Here is a 12,679-nt window from a genome sequence, read left to right as displayed (position 1 = left end):
CCCGGGCCCGCGCCGGACCCTCACCACCCGCCCGTGCGCGGGCTCTTCCATGTCTGGAGTCATCTCATGGTCAACATCACCCGCGCCGCGGACCTGGCGCTTGTCGGAGCGAACGGCGGGGGGTGGGTCGCGCCCGTCGGAACGCCCGCGGTGAACTCGCCGCTCACCCAGCCCCTCGCCCCGTGGGCCCCGCTCGGCGCCATCTCCGACAACGGCCTCACCTACGGCTTCGACGAGAACTCCCAGGAGTTCACCCCGTGGGGCCTCAGCAGCCCGTTCCGCACGCAGATCACCAAGTCGGTGAGGACGTTCAAGCTCACGGTGTGGGAGACGTCCAGGGTCGCGGTGCAGTCCCTGCACTACCGCCTGGATCAGGCCGATCTGGTGCCCGATGGCACGGGTCTCACCAAGTACGCCGAGACCGCTTCGCCCGTTCCCGACCGCCGCGCGTTCTGGTTCCTCGTCATCGACGGCGACGCCTACAAGGGCTTCTACGTCCCGCAGGGCGAGATCAACGACCGCTCCGATGTCTCCTTCAAGCAGGACGAGATGTCCGGCTACGAGTGGACGATCACGACCTATCCCGACGAGGCCGGCAACACCGTCTACCACGTCGACAAGATCCCCGCCACGCCCGCCTACACGGGTTCCTGAGCGGGTGGGCGGGCTGGTTTAGCCAGCCGGCGCGGGCCCGGCCCGCCCACCTCTGCACGTTGCCCGCGCCGTCACAGAAGGAGTCCCGCGCCATGGCCGCAAATCCCCGTCCGGCCGCCCGTAAGGCGGCCGCCCGCCCCCAGTCCCGCCGGCCCGTCGAGGAACCGGAGGTTACAGCCGCCGAAGCACAGGAGATCGAGGCCGAAAACTACGTCACGGCCACCCTGTGCGGCGACGACGTACAGATCATCCCGCCGTCGGCGTGGCGCATCTCGTGGCAGCGCCTGCTCAACGCGGGCAATCTTGACGCCTTCGCCCAGAAGGTCTTCCACCCCGACGACTACGAGCTGTACCTGGAGATGGATCCGACGATCGTCGAGTTCCTGGAGTTCACCCAGGATGCCGCAGAGCAGTCCGGCGAGAGCCTGGGGAAATCGCGTGGACCCGCTCCGTCGTCGAGGCGCACGCGGAGGCGATAGAGGCAGACCTGCTGCGCTACTACCAGGGCGTCGACCTCCTTGACGTGCACCGCGGCGCCATGTCCTGGCGGCGTCTGCGCATCCTCATTCAGCACCTGCCGCCCGAGTCGGCGACGTGGACCGCCCTACGGAACGGAATGTCGGATGAAGAGCTGGCCGAGCAGTCCGAGAAGGGTGAACCCGAGAAGGGGCGCTGGTCGCAAGCCGAGCAGCTCCTCGCCGTGATCGCGGACCGGGTGTCGCGGCTGGAGTACGTGCTGATCAGCGTCAACACCGAACACAAGTCGCAGCGGCCCAAGGCTCCCGAGCCGATCCGCAGACCGGGCGCGAAGCCGGCCGAGGTCCGGCAGCGCATGTCTGACAACCAGGCCAACACCTTGTTCGAGCTGCTCAACAGAGGCGCCACGTAGGGCGCTGGGAGGAGGCTCCCGGTGCCCGCTATCTCCGTAGGCTCGGTCGAGGTCGACGTCATCCCCAACACGCGGGGGATCTACGATCGGCTGAAGAGCGCGCTGGTACCGGCCGCGACGCGCGCTGGCCAGGATGCGGGCAACGCTGCGGGGCGGGCTTTCGGTCCGGCCATGACGTCGTCGATCTCGGACACGATCGGTCAGCGGATCGGCCAGCGGCTAGGACAGCAGATCGCCGCTCGCATCACGGCGTCGATCCGCAGTTCCATTACGAGCGGTATCACGCAGGGTGGGCAGCAGGCTCGGCCGGCGGCCGCCAAGCAGGGCGAGCAGGCCGGCGGGGCCTTCGCCCGCTCGCTGAGGGCGAAGCTCACCGAAGCGTTCCGCAGCATGCCCAAGCTGGACGTCAAGCTCGGCGACACGGGCGTGGACGCCGACCTGGCCCGACTGCGGGCCAAGCTGGAATCTCTGGCCGACAAAACGGTCGGCATCGACATCGATGCGGCGACGGCGCGTGCTCAGGCTGCAGACATTGAGGAGCGGTTGCGCCGTATCGGCGCCGCGCACCCCAATGTCGCGGTGCGGGCGGACACGGCCCGGGCGATCGCCCAGTTGCAGGCGCTTCAGGTTCAGATCGACGAGGTCTCAGCAGATCCGCTGCGGATCCGCATGGAGACGGACGGGCAGCTCGGGACTCGGCTGCGCGCCGCGGTGGCGCAGGCCGAGGCGTCCTTGCCGAACATCAACATCGGTGCGGACACGACACCCGCAGAGGTGGAGATCGCTCGTCTTCGGGCGCAGCTGACGTCGCTGCGCGACGCCCGCATCGGTGTCGATCTTGACGCTGGCGCGGCCCTGGCCCGGATCACCGAGATTCAGGCCCGGCTGGCACGTCTGTCGTCGCAGGACGCAAACGTGGCCGTGCGGGTCGACGCAGGTGCAGCATCTGCGCAGCTTGTCGCGTTCCAGGCCGCGGTGAACCGGCTGGACGGACAGCACATCGACGTGGACACCTCGTCGTCGACATCCGGCTTTCGAGCACTCACCACGGCCGCGATCCTGTTCGGTCCGGCGATCCTGCCGGTCCTGCCTGTGGTGGCGGCCGGCCTGGGTGCCATCGCCGCCGCAGGTGTGGCCGCAGCCGCCGGCTTGGGCGGCATCGCCCTGGTAGCGATTCCGGCGTTCAAGGGCATTGCGTCGACGCTACAGGCCCAGAAGGCCGCCCAGGACGCGGCGACGAACGCCACTTACAAGGGCGGCCAGACAGCGGCGCAGGGAGCCTCAAAGGCACTGCAGCTGGCGGGTGCGCAGCAGTCGTTGGCGACGGCCGAGCGTAACGGCGCCCGGCAGATTGCTCAGGCACAGCAGCAGGTGGCGCAGGCGAAGCGGTCGGCCGCGGAGGCAGTGGTGCAGGCCGCGCAGCGTAATGCGCAGGCCGCGCGGCAGGTGCAGGATGCGGAGCGGTCTCTCGGTGACGCCCAGGTGGCGGCGAAGAAGGCCCAGCTGGACTTGACGGCGGCCCGCAAGCAGGCCGTCCAGGAGTTGCAGGACCTCAACAACCAGTTGACGGATTCGGTGCTGTCGCAGCGGGATGCCGAGATCCAGCTGAAGGAGGCTACGGCCCAGCGCGATGCGGTTCTGAAGAACGCGAATGCTACGGCCCTCGACAAGCAGAAGGCGATCCTGGCCTACGACCAGGCGGTACAGCGGCTCAAGGAGCAGCGCCTGGAGACGCAGCGCCTCCAGGCGGACACCGCGAAGGCGAACAAGGCGGGTGTTGAGGGTTCAGCGACGGTTGTGACTGCGCAGGATCGTGTAGCGCAGTCTCAGCGGGCGGTCGCCGACCAGGCGCAGGCCGTGCGGGACGCGCAGGCTGAGGCGGCCCGCACGCAGGTGGAGACTGCCCAGCAAGTCGCCGACGCGCAGCAGAAGGTCAGCGACGCGACCGCGAATGTGGCGGTGGCGCAGCAGAACGCCGCGGACGCGGTGGCGTCGGCGCAGCGACAGATCCAGGCGGCGTCCCAGTCGGCGGCCGGTGGGGTGGATCAGGCGGCGATCGCGCAGGCCAAGTATCAGGCGGAGTTGGCGAAGCTGTCTCCGTCCGCGCGGGCGACGATGACCGCGTACCTCGGATTGCGGGATGCGTTTTCGGCGTGGTCGAGGTCCCTGCAGCCTGCCGTGATGCCGATCTTCACGCGGGCCCTGAACGGATTGAAGGCCAGCCTGCCCGGGCTGACGCCGTTCGTTCTCGCGGCCGCGAAAGCGATCGGCGACTTGCAGGACCGGGCCTCGCGCGGCTTCAAGTCTCCGTGGTGGCACGCCTTCAAGGCCGACCTGGCCAGCGCGGTGGGCCCGGCGGTCAAGGGGCTCGGAATCGGCTTCGCGAACGTGTTCAAGGGCATGGCCGGCGTGGTCGACGCCTTCCTGCCCCACATGGATTCGATCTCGTCCCGCATGCAGACGATCACGGGCCGGTTCGCCAAGTGGGGCACGTCCTTGAAGGGCAGCCCGGAGTTCGAACGGTTCCTCGGGTACGCCTCCGAGAAAGGTCCGCTGCTTAGTGACGCCCTGAGGAAGATCGCGAGCGCGTTCCTGAACGTCGGGCAAGCGCTCTCGCCGATCCAGGGGCCTCTACTGAAGCTCCTCGGCGGTGCGGCGCAGTTCATCGGCATCATCGCCGATAAGGCGCCGTGGATGATCGAGGGAATCTACGGAATCATCGTCGCGACGAAACTGTGGACGCTTGCCCAATGGGCCTGGAACGCCGCCCAAGAAGCAAACCCGCTCACTCTAATCGTCCTCGGGATCATCTCTCTGGTCTCGATCCTGGTGTACGCCTACAACAAGTTCGGTTGGTTCCGGGCCGGCGTGGACGCCGTGTGGGCGTGGATGAAGAGCGCGGCCGCGGGGCTCGTCGACTGGTTCAAGGGCCCGTTCCTCGGGTTCTTCACCAAGACGATTCCGGCCGGTTTCCAGGTCGTCCTGGATTGGGTGAAGCGCTACTGGCCGTACCTGGTGGGCGCCTTGGGCGGCCCCATGGGTCTGGCCGTCGTCTACATCATCCGCCATTGGGATGACATCAAGGCGGGTTTCGCATCCGCCTGGGACTGGATCAAACGCTGGGTCCTCTCCCCGATCGGGACGTTCTTCACGAAGACGATCCCAGGCTGGGCGACCACGCTTGCAGACAAGACGGTTGCAGCCTTCAACTCGGCGAAGTCCGGCATCAAGACCGCCTGGGACGGCCTGAAGGCCATCGCACGGGCACCCATCCAGTACGTCGTGGACGTCGTGTACAACAACGGCGTTCGTGGCGTATGGAACGCCGTGGCCGGCGCGTTCGGTGCCTCTAAGCTGCCCGTGTTCAGATTCGCATCCGGCGGCATCATGCCCGGCTACACCCCGGGGCGGGACACGCACCGCTTCGTCTCCCCGACGGGCGGCGCGCTGGAACTCAGCGGCGGCGAGTCCATCATGCGGCCGGAGTTCACCCGCGCAGTCGGCGCGGGCTTCGTGAACACGATGAATGCGATCGCGCGCAACCGCGGCGCACAGGGCATCAAGGCGGCCCTGGCCCCCGCATTCGGCGGCAACCCGCCCATGTCCACGGACACGTCGCTGCGGTACGCGGGCGGCGGCGTCGTGCAGTCGTTCGCCGACGGCGGCATCTTCGGATGGATCAAGTCGGCCGGCGCCGCGGTAGCGGGAGCCGGATCGGCCGCCTGGAACAAGGTCAAGGAGGGCGCCTCCTGGCTGAAGGACACGCTCGAGGCGTCCGCCCGGGCAGGCGTCACGCGGGTCGTAGACCCACTGCTCGCCAGCTTCCCGGGCATGGATACCGGCTTCGGGCAGCTCATCCGCCATATCCCCGACAAGATCGTCGACGCTCTGTTCGGGTACACGAAGGAGGCCGACAAGAAGGGCGGCGGCGGACTCGGCGGTCCCCGCATCCAGGCGGGCCTGAAATGGGCCCGCACCCAGGCCGGCCTGCCCTACCAGTGGGCCGGGAACGGCGACCCCAGCTGGGACTGCTCCGGCTTCATGTCGGCGATCGAGTCCGTCATCCGAGGCCAGAAACCTCACCGCCGCTGGGCGACCATGGCGTTCTCCGGTGAGACGGCCCCGCCCGGGTGGGTCTATCACGGCAACAGCCCGTTCCGCATCGGTATCACGAACGCTGGCGTCGGCCACACCGCAGGCACCATCGGCGGCGTCAACGTCGAGAGCCGCGGAGGCGACGGTGTCGTCGTCGGGTCAAGGGCGCGCGGCTACAACAACTCGCTGTTCGGCTCCTGGTACGGCTTCAAGCCGGGCAGCTACGACAGCGGGGGCTACCTGCAGCCCGGGATGAACCTCGCGTTCAATGGCACCGGGCGGCCGGAGCCGGTCTTCACCCGCCAGCAGGCGAGCGCGCTGGGTTCCCTGGCGCTGGGCGCACCGTCCGGGCCTGCGAAATTCGAAGGTGCTCTCTACCTCGAAGGCGGCGAATTCCTCGGCAAGGTCCGGGGCGAAGCGACAGCCGTGGTGCGCCAGGAACATCAGCGGCTGATCTCCGTCATCGACGCGAGCTGAGGAGGTCCCCTTGTCGATCCCCGGGAACCTCCTCAGCTCGTCGACGGAGAGCATGGATCCGTCCATCTCCGGGTGGACGGCCAAGCTGAACTGCACGCTCAGCAAGGGCACGGGCGGCCGCAACGGGGACGGCGTCCTGACGGTCAAGTCCGCCGCCTCGGGCGAGATGCAGGCGCGCACCGTCTCCTCGTATCCGGTGGTCGCGGGCACGCTGTACGAGGCGTTCGCCGACGCCAGCGGGGCGACGGTGCCGGAGCGGATCGGTATCCGCTGGCTGACCGCGGCGGGCGCCGAGGTGTCCATCACGTGGGCGTTGACGACGCTGACGGCGTCGGCGACGTGGCATCGGATCAGCGTGGCGGGGACGGCGCCGGTGGGGGCGACGCGGGCGCAGGTGCTGCTGTCGTCGACGCCGGCCGCGAGCAACGTCTCCAGCTTCTACGAGAACGTCTACCTGGGCCTGCCGATCCGCAGCTCGGGCAACCTGTTCACCTACAACGCCGAGTCGTCCGAGGTGGACGCCTCGGCCTGGGTGGCGGAGCTGAACTGCACGCTGGCCCGCCAGGTCCCGATGATCACCTGGGCCTATGACTGGTACTGGGCCGGCGGCCACACGATGGCGATGACCGCCACCGCGGGCGGCAACGCGGCGATGCGCATGGTCGAGCGGCCCACGGTGACGCCCGGCGCCGAGTACCTGGGCTACATCTACCTCAACCCGCCAACGTCGGGCAGCACGGTCTGGGTCGAGCTGCGGTTCTACGACTCGGGCGGCACCCAGGTCCAGGCGACCCGCTCGACGCTGGCCCCGCCCGGGACGGGCTTCTACCGGCAGTACGTGTCGGATGTCGCGCCCGCGGGTGCGGCGTCGTGCTCGCTGGCGGTGGGCCTGGACTCGGCGACGGCCGGTCAGATTCTGCGGGTCGACACCGCGGTGGTCCGCGCGGTGGTCCCGGTCGTGGCGGGCACCGTCATCCCTTACGCCAACGGGTCGTTCGAGCAGTCCGCGGGCGGCTGGACGGTGACGTCCGGGGTGGCGACGGCGGCCCGGTCCACGCCGTGGGGGGCGGCCGCCGTTCTCGGCAACTACAGCCTGGCGGTCGCATCGGCGACGGCGACGTCGTCGACGTGGCGGTCCGGGCAGTTCACGGTGCCGTCCCCGGTGGGCCTGAACTTCCGGGCGCAGATCGTCTGCAAGCTCAACGCCGGCAGCTGGACCACGATCACGGTGAAGGTCCGCTGGTACACGGCCGCCGGCGCGGACCTCGGCGCGTCGACGGGCACCGCCTACTCGCTGCCCGCGGGCGGCTGGTACCTGATGACCACCGACTCGGTCGCCCCGGCCACGGCGGCGAAAGCCGCGGTCGAGGTGGTGGGCGTCGCCGCGGCGGTGTCGTCGTCGCTATGGATGGACGCCGTCGCACTGTGGCAAGTGCTGCCGCTGACCGCGGTCACCGACCACGACGACGGCGCCTACGTCACCCTCACGCTGCGCGAGCTGACGGTCGACTACCTGATCACCGTGTACCGGGTGACGGCCGACGGCACGCGTACACCGGTGCGCGGCCCGACCGGCCTGTACGACCAGGACCCGATCACCTCCGACCTGCTGGTCATCGAGGACCATGAGGCGCCGCTCGACGTCCCCGTCTACTACTACGTCGAGGTGTACTCGCCTGCCGGCGTCCTCACCTACACCCGTTCGTCGGCGACGATCACCCTCGACGTCGACGACGCCAACTTCGCCTGGCTGAAAGACCCGGGCAACCCGCAACGGAACATGCAGGTCCTCGTGAAGGCGGCACCGGACTGGGCGGATCCGATCGAGCAGGCCGTCCATCGGGTGCGCGGCCGGCAGAACGCGGTCGTCCTCTCCGACGTCCGCGGCGGGCAGGAGGGCAGCCTCGTCGTCTGGACCCGCTCCGACGAGGAGCGCAAGGCCCTGCGCTGGCTACTCAGCTCCGGCAACACATTGCTGTGGCAGGCGGCGCCGGGGATGGGCGAGGATGACGTGTACGTCAACGTCGCGGCGGTCGCGCGGCCGCGCGTGAGCGCGGTGGCGACCGAGGAGTGGCGTGAGTGGACGCTGCCCCTGACGGAGGCCGATATGCCGGTCACCGTCGGCGTCAACGGATCCGCAGACCGCACCTGGCAGGACGTGCTGTCCGGCTTCGCCACCTGGGGGGACGTGCTGACCGCGTATGCGACGTGGGAAGACGTCCTCCTCGACAAGCGGAAGTAGGGGGTGACGTGTACCCCACCACCGCCCGATTCCTGCCGCGCCTCGCCGAGTCGCACCAGGTAGCCACCGAGGTGCGGCTGTTCACGACCGACGGCCGCGTGCTGCCGCTGGAGCACACGGGCGGCAGCGTGACGGTGGACCGCTCGCAGGCCATCCGCCGCACCTGCACGGTCACAGTGGCCGACCCCACCCTGATCCCGCGTGCCGCCGCCGACCAGCTGGCGGTCTACGGGGCCCGGCTGCGCATCAGCCGCGGCGTCTACTACGGCGACGGCAGCAGCGAGCTGGTGCCGCTCGGCGTGTTCCGGCTCGACGACGTGGCGGGCGACGTCAACGACGGGCCCGTCACCCTGTCCGGCAAAGACCTCGGCGTCGTCGTGCAGGACGACAAACTCACCGCCCCCTACACGGCGTCGGGCACGGTGGTCAGCGCGGTCACCGCGTTGGTCCAGCGGTCCATCAGCGACGCCGAGATCGTCTCCACGATCAGCGACATGGCGATCGGCCGCCGCGTCTACGACGTCGAGGCAGATCCGTGGGCGGCCTGCCAGGAGATCGCCGCCGCGGCCGGCGCGGTCGTCTACTGCAGCCCCGATGGGGTGTTCACCATCGCCACCCTGCCCGACCTTTCCGCAGCGACCCCGGTGTGGGATGTGGCGGCGGGGGAGGGCGGCGTCTACGTCCGGGCGTCGCGCGGCATGTCCAGCAGCGGCGTCTACAACGGTGTCTTGGCGCGCGGCGAGAACACCGCCGACAACGTGGCCCCGGTCTCCGCGCTGGTCGTCGACACCGACCCCAGCTCACCCACCTACTGGTCGGGCCCCTACGGGCACCGGCCCACGTTCTACTCGTCGCCGACGCTCATCACGACGGCGGCCTGCACGAACGCCGCCACCCTGAAGCTCGCTGCGGCCCGGGCGCCGAACGCCAGCGGGGACTTCTCCAGCCTGCCCAACCCGGCGCTCGAAGTCGGCGACGTCGTCCGGCTGATCCACCCGGACGGCAGCCGGGAGCTGCATCAGGTCGCCGGGTTCTCTGTACCGCTCAGCACGGACGGCGACTTCCCCGTCACGACGATCTCCGCGAAGGAGGACGCGTGACGGAATCCCAGTTCGGCGTCCACCGCGACCTGTCGGCGGCACTGCGGCGCCAGGCCCGGCGAACGGGGGAGCGGACTCCGTCAGTGCGGGGTTCGGACTGGCGCCTCGCCACCGTCGCCACCGTCAACAGCGACGGCACGATCGTCACCTCGGACGGCGTCATCGCCCGTCGCCTGCAGTCCTATCAGGCTCCCGCAGTGAACGACGTCATCAAGATCTCGCAGTCGAGCAGCGGGAACTGGCTCGCCGAGGGACGGACTGCGGCGACCGGCGTCGGCCCGGTCATGCAGAACGGCGCGGCCGCCATCTCCTTCACCAGCCTCGACACCTACAGCGGGACGACGGTCACGTTCCCGGTCGCCTTCACCGCCGTGCCGCGCGTCTTCGTGAACATCGACTCCGGCGGCGCGAGCACGGCGCGCTGGCAGGCCCGCGCCATCAACGTCACCACCACCGGCTTCGTGCCGTTCGTCTTCTCCTCGACCGCGGGCGCGACCGCGACCTGGTCGGCCGTCAACGTCAACTGGTTCGCGATCCACCCCTCAGCCTAGGAGGCCCTGTGGCCACGACTGACGACTACGGGCAGGGCGTGTCGATCGCAGCCCTCACCGACGCGCCGGACGCAAGCGCGCTGGCCCGCAACATCGCCAACGCGATCGTCTCCCGCAGCGTCATGCGGTTCGCGTCCGCCTCCGCCCGCACCGCGGCCCTGTCCGGCGCATCGGCGCCCGTCGAGGGCATGGTGACCTGGCTGCAGGACGTCGACCGGCTGTACCGCTACAACGGGTCGACGTGGGACCCGGTCGCCCCTCAGGCCCAGTCCGGCACGTTCAACGTCTCGTTCAGCGGCCTGGACACCTACACCGGGTCGGCGGTCACCTTCCCGACCGCGTTCTCGGCGACGCCCCGGGTCGTCCTGAACATCAACTCGGTGGCCGGCGGCACCGCCCGGTGGACGGCCCGCGCCACCTCGGTGACGACGAGCCAGTTCGTGCCGTTCTTCCAGTCCAGCGCGTCCGGCGCAACCGCCGTCTGGTCCACCGTGCAGATCGACTGGATCGCCCTCGCGCCGTAGTCCAGACGCCTCCCTGCCCACGCCCCTGACCGGGGCTTTTTTCATGCCCTGAGGAGATCTGTGACCGACCCCGTACCCGCCCCGACCGGCCGCCGCCTGTACGTGTACAGCCCCCACCAGGACGACGAGACGCTGTGGTCCGGGCAGATCATCGCCCACCACGCCCTCGTCGGCCGCGAGGTGCACATCGTCCTCGGCACCGACGGATCCACGTCGGCGATGCGCGACGCCCTCAACGGGCTCGACGCGAACGGCTGGTGGGGCGGCTACCACTACCCGACCAGGGAGGGCATACCCGCGCCGCTGTCGCCGGCCGACTTCGCCGCGGCCCGGGACCGGGAACTCGTGCAGGCCGCCCGCCAGCTCGGCGTCACACCCGACCGCGTCCACCTCCGCACCGACACCCGCACCCCGAACATCACCGTCGACCAGGCGAAGACCCTGATCCTGGAGAACGAGGCCCTGACGCCAGGCGCCGGCCACTACACCACCTGGTGGGGCGACACGGACCCCAACCATTCCGCGCTGGGCACCGCGCTGCGGCAGCTCGCCCTCGCCGGCCAGGTCACCGACGCCCGCTGGGTCGTGCGCCGAACGCAGACCGGCACCGCCCCGGGCGCGACCGAGTACGTCGTCCCGACCGCCTACGCCACACAGGCTCGCTTCATGGCGAAGAACGCCACCCGCTGCTACTCGTCATGGGCCCCGCCCGAGGCCTACGCAATCGGCTACCACTCCGTCCACACCGACATGGACTGGGCGGCCTCCGGCGCCAACAACTGGATCGTCAAGACCCCCTAGGAGGCCCCCGTGCCTGAGCTGTGGATGCCGGGCGCGACCCGGATGGACATCGGCGACCACCAGCCGACCGACGGGGGTCCCGCCAAGGCGATCGGACACATCACCTGGGATCGCAACGCCAGCGCCGCGAAGCCAGCCGCGCTCGTCTCCTACGAGACGTTGGCCAGCTACTTCGGGAAGAACTCGGCCGGTCAGGCAGTCGCCCCGCACCTGCTGTGGAACCCGTTCACCGGCCGGGTCACCCAGTTCGTCCCGGCGAACTGCCGCAGTAAGTCGCTGGTCGACAGCCCCGGCGGGACCCGCACCAATCGCGCGGGCAGCGTGGTGCTCCAGGTCGAAGCGCTCTTCTTCCCTTACTGCACGGTCGACGGGACGGTCTACCCCCGGCTCGTCGACACCCCGTGCAAGGGCTGGCCTGAGCTGAACGCGTGGGTGCGCTCATGGGGCGTCCCCGACACGTGGCCGATGGGCCGGCCGGTCGACTTCACCTCGCACCGCAGCGAGACCGTCTGGGAGAAGCAGGCCGGCTGGTACGCCCATGCCCACGTTCCCGAGAACGACCACCAGGACCCCGGCTCGTGGCCGGCCTTCACCACGCAGCAGCAGGAGGACGACATGACCCCCGAGCAGGCCACCCAGCTCAAGACGGTGTACGACCGCCTGGCCGTCGCGCCGTGGACGTACAAGGGCGCCCAGACCGACCGGGACGCCTATAACTACTTGGTCAACACCGACAAGAACGCGAAGGCCGCCGTCGACAGCGTGGCCAGCCTCGCCACGAAGGTGGCCGCCCTCGAGGCCGCCAGCCTCAGCGACGCCCAGCTGGCTGCACTCGCCGACAAGGTCGCCGCCGCCCCTGCTCTCGCCGAGGCCATCGCCGAGAAGGTCGCCGCCAAGCTCGCCGCCCGGCTCGCCGAGTAGTTCCGCCCCCGTCCCCGTTCACAGAGAAGAGACCACCGTGAAGTTCTTCGGCAGAGAGCCGGTCTACATCCTCGGCTTCATCGCAGCCTTCCTCCAGGCGCTCTCCGCGTTCGGCGTCGACATCTCCGACGGCACCCAGACCGCCATCAACGCCATCTCCGCCACCGCCGTCGGCATCGTCACCGCCATCGTCCTCAAGAACGGCGCGCTCGCCGCCGCCATCGTCCAGTTCGCCCAGGCCGTCATGGCGCTCTGCGTCGGCCTCGGCCTCGACTGGTCCGCCGCCGACCAGTCCAAGATCATGGCCGCGATCGGCGCCTTCGTCACCCTGTGGCTGCGCCAGCAGGTCACCGCCCCCGTTGCGGAGGTCGCACTCGAGCGGTCCAGTCCGGTCAAGACCGGGCCCGTGGGGGTCTGAGTGCCCT

The 12,679-nt window shown here is 69.7% G+C and carries 11 protein-coding genes; all 11 read left to right on the top strand.

What is annotated here, in order from left to right:
* Positions 1–66 precede the first annotated feature (66 nt).
* The 11 genes from Sri02f_RS10240 to Sri02f_RS10190 all read left to right on the top strand — a co-directional run bounded on the left by Sri02f_RS10240 (position 67) and on the right by Sri02f_RS10190 (position 12,672).
* Positions 67–654: a phage tail tube protein gene (locus Sri02f_RS10240; protein WP_109000765.1), complete on the top strand. Its 588-nt coding sequence runs from the start codon at positions 67–69 to the stop codon at positions 652–654.
* Positions 655–746: 92 nt separating this feature from the next.
* Positions 747–1,133, top strand: a complete 387-nt coding sequence (locus Sri02f_RS10235; RefSeq protein WP_109000764.1) for a hypothetical protein — start codon at positions 747–749, stop codon at positions 1,131–1,133.
* Positions 1,134–1,270: 137 nt separating this feature from the next.
* A complete protein-coding gene (locus tag Sri02f_RS10230; RefSeq protein ID WP_245970584.1) occupies positions 1,271–1,543 on the top strand; it encodes a hypothetical protein in 273 nt (90 codons plus the stop codon).
* 21 nt (positions 1,544–1,564) lie between these two features.
* The gene (locus tag Sri02f_RS10225; RefSeq protein ID WP_109000763.1) at positions 1,565–6,115 is read left to right on the top strand and encodes a coiled-coil domain-containing protein; all 4,551 of its coding nucleotides are present in this window, start codon (positions 1,565–1,567) and stop codon (positions 6,113–6,115) included.
* 10 nt (positions 6,116–6,125) lie between these two features.
* On the top strand, positions 6,126–8,357 hold the full coding sequence (locus tag Sri02f_RS10220; RefSeq protein ID WP_109000762.1) for a hypothetical protein: 2,232 nt from the start codon (positions 6,126–6,128) through the stop codon (positions 8,355–8,357).
* Positions 8,358–8,365: 8 nt separating this feature from the next.
* Positions 8,366–9,457, top strand: a complete 1,092-nt coding sequence (locus tag Sri02f_RS10215) for a DUF5047 domain-containing protein (RefSeq protein ID WP_109000761.1) — start codon at positions 8,366–8,368, stop codon at positions 9,455–9,457.
* Positions 9,454–10,008 carry an H-type lectin domain-containing protein gene (locus Sri02f_RS10210; RefSeq protein WP_109000760.1) on the top strand — a complete coding sequence of 185 codons (555 nt, stop codon included), beginning with the start codon at positions 9,454–9,456 and terminating at the stop codon, positions 10,006–10,008. Before Sri02f_RS10215 ends, Sri02f_RS10210 begins: the two co-directional genes overlap by 4 nt.
* Before the next feature lie 8 nt (positions 10,009–10,016).
* On the top strand, positions 10,017–10,532 hold the full coding sequence (locus Sri02f_RS10205; RefSeq protein WP_109000759.1) for an H-type lectin domain-containing protein: 516 nt from the start codon (positions 10,017–10,019) through the stop codon (positions 10,530–10,532).
* Positions 10,533–10,592: 60 nt separating this feature from the next.
* Positions 10,593–11,333 carry a PIG-L family deacetylase gene (locus Sri02f_RS10200; protein WP_159106688.1) on the top strand — a complete coding sequence of 247 codons (741 nt, stop codon included), beginning with the start codon at positions 10,593–10,595 and terminating at the stop codon, positions 11,331–11,333.
* 9 nt (positions 11,334–11,342) lie between these two features.
* Positions 11,343–12,254 (top strand): hypothetical protein, encoded by a 912-nt coding sequence (locus tag Sri02f_RS42660; protein ID WP_109000757.1) that lies wholly within the window; start codon positions 11,343–11,345, stop codon positions 12,252–12,254.
* Between the two features lie 37 nt (positions 12,255–12,291).
* Complete coding sequence (locus Sri02f_RS10190) at positions 12,292–12,672, top strand: hypothetical protein (protein ID WP_109000756.1); 381 nt, start codon at positions 12,292–12,294, stop codon at positions 12,670–12,672.
* Positions 12,673–12,679 lie beyond the last annotated feature (7 nt).

It is taken from the genome of Streptomyces rishiriensis (assembly GCF_003112535.1).
Taxonomy (GTDB): domain Bacteria; phylum Actinomycetota; class Actinomycetes; order Streptomycetales; family Streptomycetaceae; genus Streptomyces; species Streptomyces rishiriensis.
The sequence above is the reverse complement of the archived record's forward strand: the minus strand, read 5'-3'. Positions and strand labels throughout refer to the sequence as shown.